Consider the following 21,483-nt stretch of genomic DNA (forward strand, 5'->3'; position numbering starts at 1 on the left):
CCGGTTTCAGCGATACCTTTCAACTGAAAACCTGAAAATACTGTAATCTTCCGATTCCCTTATGCCGGCTTTCCGTAAGGCTATCGATAGCTGCTTTTGAATCGTGTCTACACCTTCAAGATCGGGAAGCAGGACTCCTTTTCTGTAACCCAGAGAAACAATGACGCCATATTTCTTAGGATCAAGTCCAGAAAGTGTGGTTCTTTCTGGAGGGCTAAGAATATCGACGGAAACATCTATGTCAGCTAGTTCGCTCGCCTCTACAGGAGGGAATCGAGGGTCTTTTGTAGATGCGGAGATAGCATTCTGGATTATTTCAAGAGCAACATTTTCCTGCAAAGGGTATATCGTTCCTATGCAACCTCTAAGCGAGCCGTTTGATGTATGGAGAGAAACGAAACAACCTGCTCTCCTAGACAGGAACTCTTCAGAAACCCAGTCAGGGGTTCCAATTAAAACACCATGGCGAATAAACTCCTCCATAGCGCATCTTGCAATCCTTACCGGCTCAGAATAATACAACTTAACGCCTCAATCGAAGAAGATCTGGGACAGTTTGTAATACTCAAAGGGAACTAACTTCTTTGTAGCTATTCCATATTCAAGGGGAACAGAGATGATATCATTGCCTTTAAGTGCAACCATTCTGCCAAAATCGCCTTTCATGACAAGCTCCATTGCGTGAACTCCGTATCTTGTGCCCAGAATTCTGTCAAATGCCGTGGGGGTTCCACCTCTCAGAAGGTGCCCCAGAACAACGGATCTAGTATCATAACCCGTTCTCTCAGAGATAATATTCGCCATATAATGGGCAATCCCTCCCAGTTTTATATGACCAAAGGCGTCGATCTTGCTTTCATCGCCAACAACATTTTCCAATTCAGTTGGTTTGAAGCCCTCTGCAACTGCGATAATCATGTATCCGAATCTATCCATTCGCTTCTTGACATAGGTTAGGATTTCATCTATTGTCATTGGGTATTCAGGAATAAGGATTAGATGTGCGCCGGCAGCCATGCCAGCTTCCAAAGTCACCCAACCAGCTTCTCTCCCCATTAATTCAACGATAATGATCCGTCCATGTGACTTTGCAGTAGAGTGCAATCTGTCAATCGCGTCCGCCCCAACATTTACCGCAGTTTGATAACCAAAAGTATAATCGGTGTTGGCAACATCGTTGTCAATGGTCTTTGGGACTCCAATTGCTTTGTATCCCATGGATGAGAGTCTTGCAGCCACGGTCAAAGTATCGTCGCCTCCGATTCCTATAATCACATCAAGACCGAGTTTCTTGATGTTTTCCTCCATTTTTATTCTCATATCTTCCGATTTAAAAGGATTTGTTCTAGATGTTCCAAGGATTGTACCTCCGAGAATGTGAATACCTTCAACATCGTTATCGGTGAGTTTCATACTCTCACCAACAACCAATCCCTTCCAACCGTGCATCAAACCGATAATTTCCACGTTTTCCGGAGCAGATTTCACGATGCCTCTAATAACTGCATTCAAACCAGGACAGTCCCCGCCGCCCGTCAATATTCCAATTCGCATTACCGACCTCCTGTAAGCCATAAATGGTTATAATACATACACTGTATAATTATAACATGAAGAGTCCTAAAATTGTCTGATGACAGAGAGGAAAGAGGCTTATGAAGCTAAGTTTGAAAGCATTGAAAGAAGAAATGACCTCCAAGGATTATTCACCTACGACAATGAGAGGTCTCATAGTGAAGCTCGGCCTAACTGATCGGGAGGATAGGGCGTTGCTCAAGAAGTATCTCGAAGAATTGACCGATTCTGGCGAGATTATAAAGGATTTAAAAGGAAGGTACATTGTTCCTGGTGAAAAGACTATAGTTGGTACTATTGAATTCGCAAGAAGAGGGACGGGAGCTTATATAAGCGTTGAAGACGAAGAGGATGTTTTTGTCGCTCCCGAAGACAGTGGTTTTTCCATTCATGGAGATACTGTTCTTGTGGAAATAACGGGAAGATATCGAGAAATTAGAAAGGGGAAGGTCATCAAAGTAATCAGTAGGAATAAAAAGAAAGTAGTCGGTACATTCAAGACCAGGGGCATCATGGCTTTTGTCGTCGCTGATGATATGAGGATAAAGACTGACTTCTATATCCCTCCCGAAGGATTCAATGGAGCCAAACCCGACGAAAAGGTTCTAATCAAGATCACCAGATATCCTTCCCCGGGGAGGAATCCTGAAGGTGTCGTAGAAAAGGTTATTGGTGACGTGTTCAGTCCCGAAGCAGATTTGATGACAGTTATTTACAGACAAGACCTTCCAGAACCGGGTTACTTTCCTGAGCAGGTGAGAAAACAAGCAGCCAGGGTTGCAAAGAGCATTGATCTTCAAGAAGTTAGAAAAAGAGAAGACCTTCGAAATGAATTGGTTTTCACAATAGACGGTGATGATGCAAAAGATTTCGATGATGCAATATCGATAAGAAAGAGCAGAGAAGGAAATTACGTTCTTGGTGTACACATTGCGGATGTGTCGCATTATGTACAAGAGGGGACTCAGCTAGACCTGGAAGCTTATTCTAGAGGGACTTCTGTTTATTTGCTCGATACGGTTATTCCGATGCTGCCATTTGAACTTTCAAATGATATATGTTCTCTTAAACCTGAAGAGGACAGACTTACTCTTTCGCTGCTGCTGGAGATTGACCCTGTTGGACGTGTGGTTTCCTCGTCAGTGAAGAATTCCGTTATTAACTCTAAGAAGAGACTAACATATTCAGAGGTTAACGATTTCCTAAATGGTAAAGCATCTTCAGATATTTCGGAGAAATTGAGACCAGTTTCTGAGAGTCTCAAATTGTCGCACGAATTGGCTCAGAAGATACGGGACATCCGCAAGAAGCGGGGATCAGTTATGGATATTTCATCTAGAGAGGTAAAGATCATCTTTGACGAGAAAGGCAGGGTAACTGATATTCTGCCACAGAGTAGAGGAATATCCGAATGGATAATCGAGGAGTTCATGATACTTGCAAATGAGACTGTTGCTGAGATATTTAACAATCAGGGGTTACCGTTTGTGTACAGAATTCACGATAAACCAGATCCAGAATCAATGATGCAACTAAAAAATTATCTGGAAGCACTTGGATTGAAAGTCAAGATTCCGAGAAACGTTCATCCTAAGGCTCTTCAGCAAATACTTGAGAAGTCCAAAGATCACCCCCTCCACTCCTCCATAGAAAGAGTTCTAGTGAGAGGAATGAAGCGAGCTGTCTATTCTGACAGAAATATCGGTCACTTTGGACTGGCATCTGAAGCATACACTCACTTCACTTCTCCAATCAGAAGGTACCCGGATCTTGTTGTTCACAGGCTGTTAAAAGATTTGATCAAGAATGCCGGGGCTGATCTTAAGAACCATTCAAAGAATCTGGAGGAAAGTCTTTCCAAAATTGCCTCGTGGGCATCGAAGAGAGAGAGAATTGCAAACGAAGCGGAGTGGGATCTTGTGGACATGAAAAAGGTGGAGTACATCTCCAACCATGTGGGTGATTCTTTTGAAGGTGTTATCACGGGTGTAACAAAATTCGGAATCTTTGTGGAGTTGACCGAAAAAATGATTTCTGGTCTAGTCCACATTTCAACACTGGATGACTATTATGACTTCATTGAGGACCAGAATATTCTTGTGGGAAGAAGGAGCAAGCGGGTATTTAGGATCGGAGATCAGCTTGAGGTGAAGGTTGTAAGAGCAGACAAGACAACCATGGAAATCGATTTCATTATTGTCAATGATAACGGAAAGACGACCAGGAGAAGTAAGCGCTCCTCTCCCGATAAGTCGAAGGGAAAAAACTCAAGGAGCCATAAGAAATCACGTTGACAAGCTATCAAGCTCTTAATAATTAGTTGCCTTATGTAAGAAGCGCAGTGCACCGGTATTTTGAAGTCCTTCATGGTAAAGTGATTTTGGGTTTCTACCTGGAATGGTCTCTGTTCATTCTGATCTCGGCAGACCTCATTCATGGTGAAACAAGAATAGAAAGATTCACCAATCTTAGGTAAAATTACTTCTTCGGCGAGCAAACATGGTATATTTTTTACAAGTCACTCTGAGAAGAGGTGCTATATGGAGATTATTCGCCTCAAGAAAGACAAGAAGAGCTTTGATATCACGGACACACTACCATTTGCGATCGCAATCCTCGATGAGGTTTACGATGGTGATATAAACGTTGCGATACATGATTTGAAGTCTACTAAAATTGGGAAGGATCTTCTGACAATAGGTGGTTTAGCGGAAACTTTCGACAATGTTGTAACTCCCGAAAACTACGCTCCCATAGAATACGAGGAATTCAATGATTACTTGAAAGAGACAGGTCTCTCTGTGGCTTCTTTTACTAGAGGTACATTTTCGGGGTTTCAGGACAAAATACTCTCTATAGCTGATCGGGGTGACTATGAAAGCGCCCAGAAGTTTCTTGATTTGCTCATGGATGCAAATGTTGACAAAGCGACGGTTTGTGAGCTGAAAGGCTCTATTTTTCTAGAGTCAGGTGATGAAGAAGAGGGAATTAAATGGCTTCAAAATGCTCTAAAGATAGATTCTTCACTTGTTACAGCGTATTCATTTCTTGGTCAGACATTCTATAACAGAGGTGATTTTGATAGTGCGGCAGATTGTTGGCAAAGGGAGATTGCAGCTTCTCCCGATCACCTTGTCACCTACTTCATGTTAACTGATGCCTATATTAATGCCGGTCGAATGGATGAAGCTCTGAATGTTCTCAAAGACCTTTCGAAAAGAGATCCAGACAGTATTCTTACAAAGGTGGAAATGGCCGAACTTTACGAAAAGATGGGAAACATAGAGATGCGGAGAATTGTTGAAGATGAGGTGCTTAGAACAAAACCGGTTTACATAAATGATGTGGAGCCTTGGGCAAAAATCCAGTTTAAGCACTCAAATTACGACGTTGTGGAAGAAGTGGCGACAAATTTTCTCAAGGAAAACCCCGATAGGCCAGAGCTTAAGATGCTGCTAGTCGTTTCTCATATGAAGAAAGGGCAGTGCGATGAGGCAAAGAGACTCCTTAAAGAATTCGAAAATGAGCAGGTTTGGTACTTCTATGGGAAGAAAGAGCTATTCGATGAATACCTCACTGAAGAAGAGAGAAAACAGTGTGGGATTACATAGTTCTTAGAGTCTCTCTCTTCTTCATTTTTGGGCTGATATTTGGAAGCTTTTCAAATGCTTTGATATTTCGTATTCCTTCAAAAGAATACTCAATGACCAGACCTCGAAGAAGTATTTGTCCAAAATGCAAACACCAGCTATCATGGAAGGACAATATTCCTTTGATAAGCTACATCTTTCTGGGAGGCAAATGTAGATATTGTGGGGAACCCATTGCTGCAAGGTATCCCGTCGTTGAGTTACTTACTGCACTGTTGTTCTCATTGAATTCAGTTGTCTTTTCTCTGTTTGGAGCAATTTCAATGTCAGTTTTGACTATTGGATTGATTGTCTCTTCTTTTATCGATCTTGAGCACTACATGATTCCAGACTTCGGCGTGATTCTTGTGGCTGCTGGCGGCTTCGCCTGGTCAACTGTTGAGGGTCGATTCCCTGCAAATTTACTTCATGCTCTTCTCGTTACTGGGGCGATGGTTGCATTTTTCTTCATAGCAAACCTTGTAAGGAAAGACAGTTTTGGTTTTGGCGACGTAGAATTGCTTGCAGCACTTTCTCTGGCATCTGGCATTATAGGTTCTTTATATACGATCATGGTAGCTTCTTTTGCAGCGCTAATTGTCTATGCAATAAATGCTGCCGCAAAAGGCAGAAAATTTGATCGACGAGCTCAGCTTCCTTTCGGCCCTTTCATTGCAGTCGGCGGGTATACGACAATCCTTTTTCTGGATTTTATCGAGGCACTGTATAGAATATGACTTTGAATGACTGGACGCTTGCTTTGAAAGAAACCGGTTACGAATTCGCGAGATTCCTCAAGAAAAGAGGCCTTTGCTGTTCTGTCACTGTCATCAGTGAGTACTGCGTTGAACTTTCAAACAGTGTAGTGCTCAGGCTTTATACGAACCGTAAAGGAAACAAGAGAATGGTTCTGCCTTCATTTCTCTCCGAAGAGAAGAGCGAATGGCTCCTGTTTAGATGGGAGGAATTCAACGGAAGAAATTATGATGGAGTTCACCTCTTCGTAGATGGTAGTTTCATGGACAATAAGGTAGGATATGGAGTATTGGTGATCACAGAAAATCAAATTGAGAAAAGAATCAACGGGTGTTTAAGAGAGAATCTCGAAATGAAAAACGTTACAGGTGAAATCGAAGGCGTGATTAGGGCGCTGGAATACTGTATGCGAAAGGGATATAGAAAAGCTACTATTCACTATGACTATATGGGACTAAGAAGTTGGGCGGAGGGGGAGTGGAAAGCGAAGAACAAACTAACGAGAAAGTACGTTGAACGGCTCAAGCAGTTCTCCTCCCAGATCGACATTGAATGGGTAAAAGCAAGATCACATATTGGAGAGACATTCAACGAGATTGCGGATAAACTAGCAAAAAAAGCAGTTGAAGATTGTGGATAGAATCTTTTGAGGATGGAATGCTGATCGATTTTTTCTGGCAACTTGGTCAACTTGGAGGAATAAATAGAAAAATGCTCTCAATCCTTCATTGTTTATGTCCTTAATGCCAATATTTGGTCATTCAGTAAACCAGCCAGTGGTGTTTCAGGGTTTTCTACTTTTACCGAAAACTTCTTGCATTTTATAGAAAACTAAACAGGAGGGATATCTTTGAAAGTTTTCATTAGTGCAGACATTGAGGGAACTGCAGGAATTGCGGACTGGAATGAAGCAAAAAAGGGTAATCAGGACTACGAGTATTTCAAGAAACAGATGACTGCAGAAGTAAAGGCAGCTGTTCAGGGTGCTCTTGAGGCTGGAGCCTCGGAAATAACTGTGAGGGATGCCCACGGGAGCGCAAGAAACATCGATCCCTCTCTTCTGCCGGAAGGAGTTCGACTTCTCCGTGGGTGGGCTAGAGATCCTTTCATGATGATGCAAGGAATTGATTCTAGTTTTGGAGCCGTGGTGTTCACAGGATACCATTCACCCTCTGGAAAGGCTCTAAATCCTCTTTCTCATACTATGACGGGGGACATATACTACCTCAAGATCAACAACAAGCTTATTAGCGAATTTGAGCTAAACGCGATGTCGGCCTCTTATCATGGGGTACCGGTCGTTTTCATCAGCGGGGATGAGGGAATTGTACAAATCGCTAAGCAAAACGTACCTGGCATACAAACCGTGTCAACCAACATTGGCAGTGGTGCTTCAGTAGATTCAATTCATCCCGCTAAGGCAGTGAAGTTGATCGAGGAAGGTGTTTACAATGCTGTGAAGAATATCGGAGTTCAACCGGTATCAATTCCGGCTGAATTTGAGGTTGAAATTGCCTACATAGAACACACTTTAGCTCATAAGTTATCTTTTTTCCCCGGGGTGACCAAGAAGGACGATCGTGTTCTCACTTTCAGAGATCAAGATTATTACGAAGTTCTTAGGAAGTTGCTCTTTCTTCTCTGACAGACTCTTAAGGGTGGTGATGAGAGCTTAGCAACACCTCAGTCAGTGATGATCGCGAGTGGATTTCATTCGTATGCTGTCCTTTGTTGGATAGTTGGAAGGAAGATTGGTTTCAAATTCGAAACCGCATTCGGAGTATAGAGATAGTGCCTTTCTGTTCCATCGAGAGACGTCCAAAACGATTTCTGCATCCATTTCGAGTAGATGATTAAGGATCCTCCGTCCATATCCCTTGTTTCTGAAATCTTCGTGAACTGAGATTAGACCGAGGTATTTTTGCTCGGGGAAAATGCCCATCTCCATTGATCTTTGAAGAGTTCGAAATTCATGCAAGAGTCTAAACCCAAAGATACTAAAAGAAAAGTTGATCATGTCAACGTGTAAATGCGACAGTCTGTTCATCTCCTCATGCGTGTAAAATGCATATATTGCGATTGGCCGATTGCCAATTTCGCAAACAGTAATGAATTCGAGATTTATCGCGCTGCCCATAATCAGAAGCCTAGATATGCCTGCCAGAGCTTTTCTTCCCAGTGCACGCTTGAAATGGGATGGGTCAGTATTGAAGACCAGATGCGCTACAAATTGCAAGTCGCTCGACTCGGATTGTCTGTATTCAATCTTTTCCTTCTTCACGGGTAAATTCTATACTCTAAAAAACGATTATTCAAAATCATAGTTGGCATGTATTTGCATACGAATTGTCAGACATACAGTATGCGAGGTGCGTCATGAGAGCTGCAAAGAGAGGAATTGACGAAGGTTTGCACATTGCTCGAACTCTTCTCGAAGGAAACGTCGAAGCGTGCGCAATTGTCTCTTCAGAAGGGAAGATCGTAGTTGCAAATTCAACATGGGAAAGGCTTGCCGCAGCTTGCTTCGATGAACTCAGTTTCTTGAGTGAAGAATTCGATATGAAACGATTTTCTGACATGCTCGACGAGGTTTGTGCGCTGAGGCTAAAGGAGTTTCTGTCTGGTAAGACTAAGCAAGTATCTTTCGCTCTTAATGATTTTGAGAATTCAAAGGGTTTACCATTTACGATAGTGATTTACAGTGTCGAGATTTCGGAAAGGCTTTGTTACTTCATTTCCTTGAGGGATAACAGTGAATCTACTGTTCTTAGAAACATTTTAAGAGATATTATGTACATCGATCCATTATCGGGATTCGGAAACGAAAGATCTTTAAATAGATTTCTCTCAAAGAAAATCTCCTCCTCGAAGGAAAATGGAGCTTGTTTTTCGATTGTTTGCACTATGTTGTCCAATTCCAAAGAGATAGCTGCAATGTTTGGAAAGAGGATACTAGATACCGTATTGCAAAGGCTTGGAAAGAGAATCACACTTCAGATAGAAGAAGGCAAGTCGTTTAGAATCATGGATGATGTGTATGTAACTGTACTGGATTGCAGCGATAGAAGTTGCGTTTCTAGAACTATGTCGGTTCTCACATCAGATTTGGAGAAACCAGTTGCCGTTTCAGATACTGATGTGTCACCTTCTGTCGTGAGTGGAATTTGCCAGTTCCCCATTGATGGAGAAAGATCTGAATCACTTCTCAGCAATTGCCTCACAGCGATTTTTACAGCTCAGAGAAAAGGCTTGAAGTGGGAATTTTACAACTGATTATCTAAGATAAAAAACCGCTGCATCAAAATCACCCTTGTTAGAGCCAACGTCTCCGTCAATTGAAGCTGAATAGCCAGCAACAACGAATCCATCACAAACATAAGCGATTGATAGTCCTACATCGTCTTTACTGCCTCCAAGATACTTTTGCCATAAGAGCTCTCCTTCAGCATCAGTTTGCAGCACCCAGAAATCACTGTAAGTTATACCAGATCTCTTCATGGCCTCGTCTACGGGCTGGTTGATTGATCGATTTGATTCAGAAAAGCCAATCGCTTGAATGCCACCCGCTTGCGTGATGAAGAAGTCTTCGATTATATCGTTACCAGATCCCCCATAGACTCTTGCCCACAATAAATCACCTTCTTCAGATAGTTTTGCTGCAAATCCGTCGTAGTCGGAAGAATCTCGCTGGAAAGTTTCTTCCCTGGAATTTGTGGAGCCTGTGATAATTATTTCTCCTTCGTCATTTATTCTGACAGAAGAAGGCGAATCCTCGCTCTTTCCTCCAAGCACTTTCGACCATATAACTTCTCCGTCTCTATTGACCTTGATTGTAAGAACAGAAGATAATTCAATGTAGATTCCATTTACCTGAAAGCGGTTGCCGGGATTTCCCTTTGCTTCACCGTCTTTCGAAGTTGTCTCGGCGACAATCACAACGTTGCCATCACCGTCGACATCAAATGCAACTCCTCGATCAAAAGAGCTTCCTCCATAGGATTTTTGCCATTCTAGGGAACCTGATTTGCCTAGTTTTACTAACAGGATCGAACGATCTTCTTTTGACTCCGTCTTTGTTCCTAGAATCAAGTATCCATCCTCTACCTCAATTACTGAGGTCGCCTCATTGAAGATACCCTCACTCTTGAATCTCCACTTTTCATTCGCAAACTTATCAAGCTTTATTACAAGCAGTGAAGAATCCGCGTCGAATCCAACAGCGGTTTTATCGATTGCTTTACCCACTACCAGGAATCCATCATCCGAGGTGGCTATGATGTCATTAAGCTCTACCCAACCAAGATTAAATCTCTTCTCCCACTCCATGAAACCGTTATTGTCGATCTTTACGATCCATCCAACCCTTGGAATCGAGTCTTTCAATGATTCGGATTCCGAAACCGGATCTGAGGAACCGCAAAGGATGTATCCACCACTGGACAGAGACTTTACTGTGTTAAAGGAGTCTCTTCCTTCAAAACCGACAATTCTCTTCCATGTCAAAACAGGTATTTCTTCTGTCGAAAAAGACCAGATGGGACCCTTTACCAATCCCCCGTTCCCATCATTTACAACAACCTGCCAGCTGTAAGTTTCTCCGTGTTCTAGAGATGGCAGCTCGTACATATTCTTGTTAATGCCTTTTGCAAGTAAACCAAGGCTCTCGGTGCCAAAATAGAGGTCATAAGACAGAATATCACCGTCGGGGTCACTACATTCCCAAGATAGAACTAGGTCATTAAAGAAGTCTTCAACTCCATCACCGGGATAAGGACCATGCGGCTCTTCGGGCCAGTGATTTTTGTCGATAACAATTATGCTGAAAGTTTCACAGTGCCACTGCCGCAAACTGTCTATAGCTTTTATAGTTACTCTGTGGGCGACAGGCGCCTCGCGTACCGAAGAACTGTAACGGTAGATATCTCCTTCAATAAATCCCGGCCCACCGACAATTTCGTAACTTATCTCGTTCATTTCAGAAAAGGTGAGTTCTGAGAGATCGATCTCTAGTCTGTCGCCTTCAAAGACTTTCTGGTTTGTAATACTTAGAACCGGGGGTGGTGGCAAGTTCTTTACTAAGAATGTAATGTGAAGCACAGCTTCCGACTTTTCAGACTTAACGATGATATCGATTGTTTCTTCAGGTAGGCTAAGCGTACTCGAATCAATTACGAGGAAGTCACCATCTATCTTTCCGTTTTCCCCAACCAATGAAAACTCAACGGTTGCCCCATTTGCCTTGACAAAATTAGACAGTGGTAGTGAAACAATTTCTCCATATTCTATTGTTACTGATTCGGACTCAGTTAATTCGAAATCTGGATTGTGCCTTTTCAACATTCCAAATCCAGAGAAAACCGCAACAAACGCAATGCATATAATAACGAGGAAAACGATTTTTCTCATTTGCTCTTTCAAAGCCTTACCTTTCGGCTCTTTTTCCTCGACGATCTCACAACCCAAATGTAAATCAACACTGCAAGTGTCAAAATCGGGATTAGCAACAAAAACAGACTTCTATTGCTCTTTTCATTTTTATCAGGGGCCGACAGAGTAAAAATCGCTTCCGAGGAATTTCCCTCGACATCTTTTGCAACAACAAGGTGTTCACCATATTCGTTCACAATAATGTGCATTTCCCTTTCCCTTTCATTTACTGGATAGGCCTTCCCGGAAACCACAACCTCTTTTACGTTTACGTCGTCACTGACTTTGAAGCTTAAAATCTTTTCGCCTGCAGAAGACGCATACTGAACAGGAATGCCATCAATTATCGGCTCCCCCGTTGTGACAGGGCTTCTTGAGAGACAGTCCTTTTCAACCCAGCCATAATCTGAAACGTAGTAGCAGCTCTCGCCTTCTTCAGCAACCTTAACTTGCTGACCTTTCCTCAGGCTGCCATAATCCTTGGAGACCCAGAAGAGTTCCTCTTCTCCCTCTAGATAAAAGGTAGCAACTGTCTTATTCCCATCGGAATCGTAGGCGTTGACAGTGTAAACACCAGTTCCGTTAACTTCAATAACAATTTCCGTTGATGTTGAATTGAGAGTGCGATGCGAAACGGTAAGATCGGGTGCTATTACTTCTGCAGCTGTCACAGTTCCGTTATCTGAAACAGAAAATGTCAAGTACTTATCTTTCCCAATGGAGACTTTTTGAGTTCTTTCGCCGATTATGATAGGAGGTTCAAGATCTGGAGGTGATATCGATAAAAAGGTTTCATCAACCCATTCCCCATTAACTAGGAATTCGTTGTTTCGGTAATCGTCCACTAATACTTTATCTCCTCTTTGATATGAGCTGATTTCCTTCACCACATACATGACCGTCTCTTCGAAGTGAACAGTGAGGATTCTTTCGTCGTAGGAACCGGAGCTGTCATAAGCTCTAAGTGTGTAAGTTCCTTCACCATCAGGGGAGAAAACTACGCAGCCATCTTCTCCAATCGCTACCTCTTCTTCATTCACAGTTACTCTTGTTACGGGCTGGGAAACCGTGAAACTTACGGTGCTCTTTTCTAAATTTATTTCTCGTTCACTGGTAGTGTAGATTCTTGGCAACTTATCTAGTTGAAGAAGAATGGAACTCAATTCCTTACCGACCTCAGCAGGGCTAGATCCATTTTCACAGGTTACTCTCTCCTTTGCCAATGATGAAGAGACCCAGTTTCCCTGGGAGTTATATGAGAAATACTCCCCATCACCAAAACCAATCAATGTTCCTACTGCTGAAGCCTTTTCAATGTCCCATACCTTCAATTTGCCATCTGTCGAGGAAGAATAGAGGACATGACCATCCATTGAAAGAGCTATCTCAGTAACGTCCCAGGTGTGCCCAGTTATCATTTTTATAAGGCTAAACGAAGGCAGAGAGAGAAGCTTTATTGTCCTGTCACTCGATGCAGTATAAACAACTTCATTGTCAATCAAGATTTTTGTTATCTGTGCGTTGTGAGCTCTTGTGGTCTTAAGTGAGGACCAGGTCTTGACATCGTAGGATTTCATTTGTCCCGCCTCAGATCCAAGAATTAGGATCGACCTTCCTTCATCCATGGAGACTGCTGTGAGGGCCCCTATTTCCGCTCTGATTACCTTTACCTGCTGACCCGTGGAAGAATCCCAGATTCTAAGGGTCCCATCTTCCGAAGCAGAGTACAGTCGATTCTGTTCAGGCCAATCCACAATTGAAAAGACCGATCCTGAATGGCCTCTAAGCGTTCTAATAAAAGCCAGGTCAGCAAGCGACCAGATCTTCACAGTAGCATCTGAGCTACATGAAAACAACGTCTTGCTGTCTTTCGTAACAATTAGATCGTTTACCGTGCTTGTATGACTGCTAAGCGATTTGATTTTTCTTCCTGTGGCAAGATCCCACACGATAATCATCCCATCGTCGTACCCGGCGATACCCTTTTTACCATCGGGCGAAACAGCGACGGCGGTTACCCATGAACTATTGAAAGAAAGGTTGTTCAGTAGTTTACCATCCAAAAGGCTCCAGACTTTGATTGTGTTATCAATATAACCTGCGACAAGTTTCTCTCCGTCTAAACTTACTGCCACTGAAGTAGCGCTGAATGCCTTGCTGTCCGGTGAATACTCTATACTGAACAGTACCACTGAGAAAAGCAAACTAGCCAGTAGAGCTATTTTTTTCAATTTTATCACCCTGATTGAAGTTTTCAATCAATTCTACCATTCAAGAATACTAAAGAACTGAACAACAATTCTCATAGAAATTTCTGTATCTCCAACCGAAAACCATTTGGATCCTTTGTAAAGAAATGATAGATCTTGAATTCCCGACTTACGTTTGGTTCGGAACACGTCACGCCAGCATCTTTCAATTTGCGGTAGAATTCATCAACCTCATTGGTCAACAAGGTAATGATAGAGTTGTTTCTTTGAGAGTCAAGATCAAGATGATTGCAGAAGCCTATCATTCCACCGCCTTGAGTTAGGAATATTTGACAGCTCTTCTGATCTTTATGTAGTTTAAGGCCAAGAAGGTTTACATAAAAGGAGTTTGTTAAACCTAGATCTTCAGTTCCGAAGAAGACGATAGAATTCTCAATATTCACTAACTGTTCCTCCCTTCAAAGTAAAGGTCCGATCAGCGATCGGACCCTTCCGGTTGATCTTTCATACGTTACTTTGGTGCCTTGAGGAGAAGTCGCACTTAAAAGGGTGTTGGTGTGCTTTGCGCCGGTCCTACAACTCTTTCTTAATCGATGTGTCTTTCATCTCGGCTTTTCTGAATTGAGACCTTTGAACGGTGTCTAAAGTTCATGAGAATTGTGTAGTTTGGGTTTAGTCAAATTTAAATGTAAGTTACACAAGCTTATTGATGTTCATAAAAGACCCCTAGAGCAATTTAAAAAGAACATTTCAAAAACACTCCGAGCAAAAGCGACCTCCAAAAGTTTAACTAATAGAGAAGCTCTTTCGTTAAACAGCGAGGTAAATCCTCCTCATTTTCGATGGAACTTCTTCTTAGTAACACTGAAACTCTCTCGAAGACAATCTCCTCGGTAACGACAGTTTAGCTTCCTAAATCCGGTCGTTTTCAAATTTCATTTCAGTGAATAACCGGTAAGCCTTCCGTGTCCAGTTGCGTAGGTAATTGATCTCGTATGGCCACTGCAATCACCTATGAATTTCAGATTCTTATAGCGACTGTTGTTGATCTTGTTTGAGTAAAACTTGACTTCCACGGCATACATGAGATTGTCTCGATAAGAGATTCCTGGGATTACTTCACTTAGTTTCTCAACAAATTCCGTAATGGAAACGGATATTCTCCTTGGCAGCACAAGATTAATATCTCCAAGAATATAATCTCCGTCAGGTAGCGTGGGCTTAACTCTCCCTAACCTCTTAGTTCTCTTGCTTTGTATGAAGTCCTCGTAAGTCTGAAGGATCACTTTCCTGCCACCAGCCAAAATATTACTTAGCCTGCTAATATATGAGCCATATCCTATTGGATCACGGAAGGGCTCAGTAAATCGCGTTGTACAAAGTATCGCAAAATTGGTGTTTTCAGAACTCCCACCCGAGTTTGAGTGACCGTTCACTGTCACAAAATCGTCGTAGTTCTCTAGAACTACCTTCCCTGAAGGGTTATTGCAGAAGGTTCTTACTGTGTATCCTGTCTTGGTTTTGAGTCTCACTTTAAACTCGTACATCTCTTCGTTGATTTCTTCCAACACATGATCTGGGATTTCAAATCTAACTCCAATATCGACTGTATTGCTAGAAGCCACGATTTCAGGATAGTGGTCTGTCACTTTCTTTATTAGTGCATGACCGCTTCTTCCAACAGCTATCACGACATAGTCAAATACAGCCTCGAATCCCTCGCCGCGAAGGATTATTTTCTCGTCTTCGATGTCTATGTCATCGACTCTAGAACCAAAGTGAAATTTAAGATTATTTCTAGTCGAGAATTCCTCAAAAATCTTTGTAAGCACCGAACTTAGTTTATCTGTACCTATATGCCAGAAGGTAGAATTAACGGGCTCGAAGCCTTTTGAATAAAAGAGATCAAAGAAACGCGATCTTCTATCAAAAGAGACACCTCTTTTCACCTCACGCCTATCATCTGGATGCAGTTTTTCCAGGTAGAAGTCAACGACTTCATTCTGGATTGCGAGAGGAATCTCCATGTCTCCTCCCATTGTTTCCGACACAAAGATCTTTCCATCGGACCGTATTCCGCTTATACTGGAACTGAAAATATCTTTTGAACGCTCCAGAACATGAATCTCATGATCCTCATCTAAAATTTCACTTATGAAACCTATCGATGCTGCTCCAAATCCTACAACTCCGATTTTCATTGTTTTACTCCTAAAAGAGAAATTTTGTCTTCAGGGATAGATATTATTCCCAGCTGAACTTGTACCTATGAAGCCGCAGTTCGTCCCGAAGTTGCACAAGTTGCTTTCTTAAAACCTCGTTTAAAGGGGCACCTCTGTTTTTCCTAAACTGCCAGGCTTCATATTCCTTTTCACCTGCGGTGTAGATTCTTTCTTGACCCGGTGCCTTTCTGGATTTCCTGAGTTCTCTGAGAATGTCTCCCGCAAGCTTCTTAAAGTCATCTAGTTGTGTGAACGGTTCTATGTCTATCGCAATGAAGAAATGGCCTATTGGAATCGGCTTTTTTTCGTTGTTATCGGCAATTCCTGTTAACATCTTCAGATAGCTTCCCGTTTGCAGCGCGGCCGACAGAATCTCAACAACAGTTGCGTAGCCGTAGCCTTTATACCCCGCTGTCTCCTCGCCTATGCCGCCCAGGGGAGTTAGAGCGGCTTCACCCTTTGTCAAATCGATCAGTATTTGTTGAGTGTCGGTCCTGGGTCTTCCATCTAGACCGATGACCCATCCCTCTGGTAACTCTTTTCCCGCTCGAGCGTACACCTCGATCTTTCCTCTTTGTGCCACAGAAGTAGCACAGTCGAGAACAAAAGGAAACTTCTCGTCTGTGGGGATTCCAAAAGTCAGGGGGTTCGTTCCCAACATATTTTCTACCCCAAATGTTGGGGCAATTGACGGACGAGCATTAGTGCCTGTAATGCCTATCATTCCGTTTTCAACTGCCATAATTGGGTAGTAACCCGCTATTCCATAATGTGTTGAATTTCTTACGGCAACCATTCCCATTCCATATCTCTTTGCTTTTTCAATAGCAAGTTTCATTGATTTGAACGCTATCACATGACCCATTCCATTGTGGCCGTCAATTACTGCTGTCGTGGCACTTTCTCTGACGATTTCGAACTCAGTGATAGGATTTTGAATGCCAGCGCGGATTCGATCCACATAGATAGGTTTCAATCTGCCAACACCGTGTGAATCAATTCCCCGTTTATCTGAGGTGATGAGAACATTTGCGCAGATTTTCGCGTCTTCTTCTGGAACCCCGATTCCAACAAATACATCCTTCATGAAAGCTTCCAGAGTATCAAAATCGACCCAAACTACATCTTTGTAGATTTCGTTCACAAGATTACCTCCCTTTTTCTCCTCCTTCTGACATTATACAATCTGTGAAAGACATCTTCTTTTTTTGCTTTCGTGAAGCATCGAATCTCCGTAAATCAAGAGAAGCAGAATCCGTTGAGGCATTTACATGAAACGCGATCGCTTCTTATAAATCGTCAAACGAGTGTACAGCTTGCTTTTCAAAGGCAGAATCGAGTAGAATTAATTGATGTAGGATAGATGAAGAAGATATTCTATATTATCGATGATGCAGGAAAGATTGGTGAAGAAGTTTGAAGGACAGAATTGGACCAGGAATATACCTCTACCCAATGCCTGTGGTGGTCATAGGAACGATGAATGAAGAGAGGCCTAATTTCACCACGATCGCGCTTTGTGGAGTTGTGGAGGTACAGCCGCCCATGATTCAGATCTCTCTGGCAAAGAGCAGACTGAGTTGCAAGAATATAGAGGATACCGGGTATTTCAGTGTGAATGTTCCTTCCCTTGACATGTTAAGAGGGGTAGACTACATGGGAATTCATTCTGGGAAGACCACTGACAAATCAGAACTCTTTAGAACCTTTCCAGGTGAAAAGGGAAATGTGCCTATGATTGAAGAGGCACCTTTGAATATGGAATGTGAGCTGGTTAGTAAATTTGAGTTCGGTGGAGCACACATTGCATTTGTTGGAGAGGTTGTTCAAACATATTGTTCTGAATCGTGTCTTGTTGATGGACTTCCAAATATCAAGAAGATAAGTCCGGTAACCTTCTCCGTTTATGACAATTCTTATTGGTCCATTGGTATGCACCTTGGGAAGGCATGGAATATTGGAATAAAATACACCCCTCCAAAAGAAGGCACGGATTAGATCCTTCGAAGGAGGGGTCTTGAGCTCTACTTCTTTTCGTATGATGTTGGCCCATCGGCCCAGCCAGTTTCGTCCAACCATTCTTTGGGGTAACCGGTTGGTTGAGCCATGTTCCCTTTTTCATTTATGAACCCATCATTATATCTCACAATGAGATACTCGGACAGTTTCCACCATGCTTCAACTATTTCCTGGGAGTTTCTAGAGCAGAATCTCGCTAGATATCTGCCCGCTTCTTCGGGCTTTGTGAGAAGGATTTTTGTTATATGGGCTTCGATTTCCGGAAGACGACTGAGTGATAGTGCTTCATACTTCTCTTGCATAAGTTTAATATCCTCGTGCATATAGCTATATTTCAATGCCGCCCAATTAGAAACGAAGTTGAATGCCCACCAGGCGCTGTCTTTATTGAACTCCGAAGTGTCGCAGACTTGAATCGACTCAGGAAGATCGCTTACTCCTACGAAGAAAGGAATGAAACAAGTATCGGCCGGTTTGTCGAGCCCGAGCCACATGATTCCACCAACCGGATCTGGAAGCCAATTTCTCGCTTGACAGACAAAAGCATAACCACAGTACGTAACCGAAATTGGTCTTTCCCATGCACCTCCAAGTTGGCGGGAAGGATCCCCCACGTCGCCCTGTCCGTCATAAGGACCGTAATATCTATCTGGATAACCGAACGGCCCGGCCGCGACGCCCTTTGTGAGATCAAACTCTGTTCCTTCGTAGTGATCCCTGTATAGATTCATCACATCACTGGCTGAGACCTTGTTGTCAGGCTTCAGCGAAAATGGATACTCTCGAGTGAACCCGTCTTCTACCCATGGAGACAGATTCATGCTTGGTGCCATGGACGAAAAAAGGCGCCACACTCTTCTAAGCGAGTAGTATGGATGGTTGTACTCACCCAGGCTAACGGTTCTCAACCAGTCTAGAGGGCCGTCTTTCGGATCCCACCATCCGAATTTCTCAGCGACTTCATGAAGGGTTTCTCCATAAAGAAAATCGGGATTTTCAGTATCGATTTCCCTTATTCTAAACTGATTTGCCGCAACGAAGACCTCTCCATCGGGTACTCTCCTTGCGACCCAAAGACCTCCGGTTCCCTCGGGAGAGGGAGCCATTTCGATAACCCAAGCTTCATTAGGGTCTGCAACGGGCAGAGTCTCTCCCGTTCCGTAGTATCCATATTTCTCAATCAAGTAGCCAATCAACTCAACAGCTTCACCAGCTGTCTTGCATCTCTCAAGGGCTACTCGAGAAAGCTCGGATGAGTAGAAAATTCTTTTGCCAGGTTCTGGACCGATCTGAATCTTAGCACCGTCGGTACATTCACCAAACATCAACTGATGTTCATTCATAATCCCATAAGACCCATCAAAATAAGCGAAAGTATGATCTACTTGAGGGATCATTCCGATGGGAATTGAAAGGGGATACCCTGGAGTATCATATGCCGGAGCTCTATCAGACACGATTCTCGGATAAATGAAGCTGTTGTACTGGTGAAATTCACCCATCGCGACTGCGGAGCAGTACACAGGTCTGAATGAGCCAGGTTCATGATCCTGAGCTGGTACATATACTATTCTCTGATCGGCCAGATCGTTATCGTCTGAATGAGCGACAATCATCGATCCATCTGCACTAGCACCTTTCGTTACAATCAAAGTCGTACAGGCCATTGAACTACTCACAGAAACTAAAAGAAGAACAAGAAAACATTTTCCCAGAACTTTCACGGCACCTCACCTCTTCTCTCTTAAGAAAAATGGAGACTATTCCAGATAGAATAATCTTCAGGAATAATCTATGTGAGTCTCTAATCTCAAGCTCATCATTGGTGGAGAAGACGAAAATTCGGCTGATGAATCAAAGCATCTTCGAACCGATCGACTACATTTCTGTGTCGGCTGTGAGTCTTTCCAAACTGCTTCTTCCTAATGGGAGAAGGGGCAAACCAAACATAATCGTTTTTTGAAGATGATTCCGAACCAGGTTTTTGAAATCTACACAACAATACTAAATCAAGACCATAAATCGAAGGCATTCTCAAATCTCGGATGTTTCAAATCTGTTTTGATTCGACTGAACAGAGAATTGCGAAATCGATGGAACAAAAGGGAGTGAATCAAAGATCTCTGAGCGATTCTCCGTGCTCACGACTGATTCTTGTGACTTTGATACTAATATACTCCCGCAGGTTTGAAATCCAAAGGAAAAATTGATTCTTTTTCTTTGCTCCGCACTCTCTTAGAAAGTGTTACTAAAATTCGACCGGTGATAGTATATTTGAGCTATATTGAAAGTCAAATCACTTTGATTTTTGTTTAGGGAGGCACTTAATGGATCGAAAGGGAATTTTCAGGAAGAGAAAACCGCCGCTCGGTTCCGTTCCTGGGACTCTTAGTATAGATGAAGAATCACCATTTCCAAAGATCAGTCTCATTGAATTTGACAGAGATTACTTGAAAGAAGAAATAATTCGAAACGTAGAGAATCTGGCGTCGGTCATCTCCGCTACCGACAGAGTCCACTGGATTGATGTGCAGGGATTAGGAGACGAAGCGACAATCCGAAAGCTGGGTGAAGTCTTTTCTCTCCACCCGCTGGCTCTCGAAGATATCACAAATGTTCCGCAGGTTGCAAAGGTTGAGGAGTATGACAATTGCTTGTTTGTTTGTCTTCCCATGATGCGAATGGAAGAAGATTCAGTTGTTTATGAACAGATGAGTCTCTTCTTGGGCGAGACTTTTGTACTTACGTTCCAGGAGAGGTACGGGGACGTTCTCGACCCCGTTAGAAACAGAATGCGGAGGAACTCAAGAATAAGAAGTATGGACAACGATTACACTGCATATGCAATATTGGACACAATCGTGGATAACTACTTTCCAGTCTTGCAAAGTATCGGCAGTGAACTTGAAAAACTTGAAGAAGAGTTAGTTGAGAGCATCTCCAGAGAAAAGCTTAAGGATCTATATCTAATGAAGCAAAAATTAGCCCAATTGAGAAGGCTTGTGTGGCCTACCAAAGATGTTATAGGGCGAATCTCCAGAGAAGAAAGCGAGTACTTCAAAGATCAGACTGTTCTTTATCTTAGAGATGTTTACGATCACATAATTCAGTCACTGGATATGCTTGATATCAGCAGAGAGCTCTCGTCAGAGCTCATGAACTTATACCTCTCTTCCACAAGTAACAGATTGAATGAAATAATGAAAGTGCTGACAATTATCTCCACTATCTTCATACCACTATCCTTTATCGTCGGAATCTATGGGATGAATTTCGTTTACATGCCAGAGCTTTCCTTAAAGTGGGGATATCCCGTTGTTCTTATTGTCATGGGTGTAGTGGTTTTCATAATGCTCTTGTTCATACGCAGAAAGGGATGGTTCAGGAAATGATTCCCCACTTGTAGTTATCTTTGTGGGCAAACTATTGGCAGGTCTTCCGGAAAGGGAGAAAAGTTCGCTTATATGATATGGAGAGAACGCTTTCTATCACGAGAGGTTTTGTTGGATCATCTTGGGACGGATTTCAAAGAGAGATATACCCTTCTTGCGCAAGGGCTAGCGCTTATTTATTAATCTAAGATATTTTCAGGTAGCTTGAGTATAATTTAGATCTTAACAAAGAACCTGTATCATTTCCGATTAA

General features: G+C 42.6%; 17 protein-coding genes. 8 read left to right on the plus strand and 9 right to left on the minus strand.

Annotated features, from left to right (window positions below):
* Positions 1–6 precede the first annotated feature (6 nt).
* Positions 7–522, minus strand: coding sequence for an AmmeMemoRadiSam system protein A (gene amrA / locus Y696_RS03165; RefSeq protein WP_006492216.1), 516 nt, complete (start codon positions 520–522; stop codon positions 7–9).
* Between the two features lie 9 nt (positions 523–531).
* A complete protein-coding gene (locus Y696_RS03170) occupies positions 532–1,554 on the minus strand; it encodes a 6-phosphofructokinase (RefSeq protein WP_006492217.1) in 1,023 nt (340 codons plus the stop codon).
* A 101-nt stretch (positions 1,555–1,655) separates the two neighbouring features.
* Between Y696_RS03170 and rnr the strand changes: the two genes are divergently transcribed.
* From rnr to Y696_RS03195, 5 genes are all read left to right on the plus strand, one after another.
* Entirely contained in the window at positions 1,656–3,869 is a 2,214-nt protein-coding gene (gene rnr, locus Y696_RS03175; RefSeq protein WP_121509763.1) for a ribonuclease R, read from the plus strand.
* Between the two features lie 246 nt (positions 3,870–4,115).
* The gene (locus Y696_RS03180) at positions 4,116–5,186 is read left to right on the plus strand and encodes a lipopolysaccharide assembly protein LapB (protein WP_006492221.1); all 1,071 of its coding nucleotides are present in this window, start codon (positions 4,116–4,118) and stop codon (positions 5,184–5,186) included.
* Positions 5,171–5,941: an A24 family peptidase gene (locus tag Y696_RS03185; RefSeq protein WP_006492222.1), complete on the plus strand. Its 771-nt coding sequence runs from the start codon at positions 5,171–5,173 to the stop codon at positions 5,939–5,941. Before Y696_RS03180 ends, Y696_RS03185 begins: the two co-directional genes overlap by 16 nt.
* Positions 5,938–6,600, plus strand: a complete 663-nt coding sequence (locus tag Y696_RS03190; protein WP_006492223.1) for an RNase H family protein — start codon at positions 5,938–5,940, stop codon at positions 6,598–6,600. The genes Y696_RS03185 and Y696_RS03190 overlap by 4 nt, the downstream gene beginning before the upstream one ends.
* Positions 6,601–6,810: 210 nt before the next feature.
* A complete protein-coding gene (locus Y696_RS03195; RefSeq protein WP_006492224.1) occupies positions 6,811–7,605 on the plus strand; it encodes a M55 family metallopeptidase in 795 nt (264 codons plus the stop codon).
* Between the two features lie 42 nt (positions 7,606–7,647).
* On the opposite strand, the gene Y696_RS03200 is transcribed toward Y696_RS03195, so the two are convergent.
* Positions 7,648–8,241, minus strand: coding sequence for an N-acetyltransferase (locus Y696_RS03200; RefSeq protein WP_006492225.1), 594 nt, complete (start codon positions 8,239–8,241; stop codon positions 7,648–7,650).
* 95 nt (positions 8,242–8,336) lie between these two features.
* Here Y696_RS03200 and Y696_RS03205 point away from each other — a divergent pair, with 95 nt between their 5' ends.
* Positions 8,337–9,233, plus strand: coding sequence for a diguanylate cyclase domain-containing protein (locus Y696_RS03205; RefSeq protein WP_006492226.1), 897 nt, complete (start codon positions 8,337–8,339; stop codon positions 9,231–9,233).
* Here Y696_RS03205 and Y696_RS03210 read toward each other — a convergent pair whose 3' ends face one another.
* The 5 genes from Y696_RS03210 to Y696_RS03230 all read right to left on the minus strand — a co-directional run bounded on the left by Y696_RS03210 (position 9,234) and on the right by Y696_RS03230 (position 16,963).
* Positions 9,234–11,378 (minus strand): hypothetical protein, encoded by a 2,145-nt coding sequence (locus Y696_RS03210; RefSeq protein WP_121509764.1) that lies wholly within the window; start codon positions 11,376–11,378, stop codon positions 9,234–9,236.
* Positions 11,375–13,618, minus strand: a complete 2,244-nt coding sequence (locus Y696_RS03215; protein WP_121509765.1) for a WD40 repeat domain-containing protein — start codon at positions 13,616–13,618, stop codon at positions 11,375–11,377. The genes Y696_RS03210 and Y696_RS03215 overlap by 4 nt, the downstream gene beginning before the upstream one ends.
* Before the next feature lie 71 nt (positions 13,619–13,689).
* A complete protein-coding gene (locus tag Y696_RS03220) occupies positions 13,690–14,040 on the minus strand; it encodes a VOC family protein (RefSeq protein ID WP_121509766.1) in 351 nt (116 codons plus the stop codon).
* 492 nt (positions 14,041–14,532) lie between these two features.
* Positions 14,533–15,798: an NAD(P)/FAD-dependent oxidoreductase gene (locus Y696_RS03225; protein ID WP_121509767.1), complete on the minus strand. Its 1,266-nt coding sequence runs from the start codon at positions 15,796–15,798 to the stop codon at positions 14,533–14,535.
* Positions 15,799–15,841: 43 nt separating this feature from the next.
* A complete protein-coding gene (locus Y696_RS03230) occupies positions 15,842–16,963 on the minus strand; it encodes an Ldh family oxidoreductase (protein WP_121509768.1) in 1,122 nt (373 codons plus the stop codon).
* 272 nt (positions 16,964–17,235) lie between these two features.
* On the opposite strand from Y696_RS03230, the gene Y696_RS03235 reads away from it, so the two are divergent.
* A complete protein-coding gene (locus Y696_RS03235) occupies positions 17,236–17,817 on the plus strand; it encodes a flavin reductase family protein (RefSeq protein ID WP_259459832.1) in 582 nt (193 codons plus the stop codon).
* A 26-nt stretch (positions 17,818–17,843) separates the two neighbouring features.
* Here Y696_RS03235 and Y696_RS03240 read toward each other — a convergent pair whose 3' ends face one another.
* Positions 17,844–19,562 (minus strand): dipeptidase, encoded by a 1,719-nt coding sequence (locus Y696_RS03240; RefSeq protein WP_006492236.1) that lies wholly within the window; start codon positions 19,560–19,562, stop codon positions 17,844–17,846.
* Positions 19,563–20,165: 603 nt separating this feature from the next.
* Here Y696_RS03240 and corA point away from each other — a divergent pair.
* Positions 20,166–21,230 carry a magnesium/cobalt transporter CorA gene (corA, locus tag Y696_RS03245; RefSeq protein ID WP_006492238.1) on the plus strand — a complete coding sequence of 355 codons (1,065 nt, stop codon included), beginning with the start codon at positions 20,166–20,168 and terminating at the stop codon, positions 21,228–21,230.
* The last annotated feature ends 253 nt before the right edge of the window (positions 21,231–21,483 follow it).

It is taken from the genome of Mesotoga sp. H07pep.5.4 (assembly GCF_003664935.1).
In the GTDB taxonomy this organism is placed as follows: Bacteria; Thermotogota; Thermotogae; order Petrotogales; family Kosmotogaceae; genus Mesotoga; species Mesotoga prima.

What these genes read in the sequence shown, in the direction of transcription:
- corA (WP_006492238.1), top strand. Translation starts at nt 20,166, where the DNA reads ATGGATCGAAAGGGAATTTTCAGGAAGAGAAAACCGCCGCTCGGTTCC.
- Y696_RS03170 (WP_006492217.1), bottom strand. Translation starts at nt 1,554, where the DNA reads ATGCGAATTGGAATATTGACGGGCGGCGGGGACTGTCCTGGTTTGAAT.
- rnr (WP_121509763.1), top strand. Translation starts at nt 1,656, where the DNA reads ATGAAGCTAAGTTTGAAAGCATTGAAAGAAGAAATGACCTCCAAGGAT.
- Y696_RS03225 (WP_121509767.1), bottom strand. Translation starts at nt 15,798, where the DNA reads ATGAAAATCGGAGTTGTAGGATTTGGAGCAGCATCGATAGGTTTCATA.
- Y696_RS03190 (WP_006492223.1), top strand. Translation starts at nt 5,938, where the DNA reads ATGACTTTGAATGACTGGACGCTTGCTTTGAAAGAAACCGGTTACGAA.
- Y696_RS03205 (WP_006492226.1), top strand. Translation starts at nt 8,337, where the DNA reads ATGAGAGCTGCAAAGAGAGGAATTGACGAAGGTTTGCACATTGCTCGA.
- Y696_RS03180 (WP_006492221.1), top strand. Translation starts at nt 4,116, where the DNA reads ATGGAGATTATTCGCCTCAAGAAAGACAAGAAGAGCTTTGATATCACG.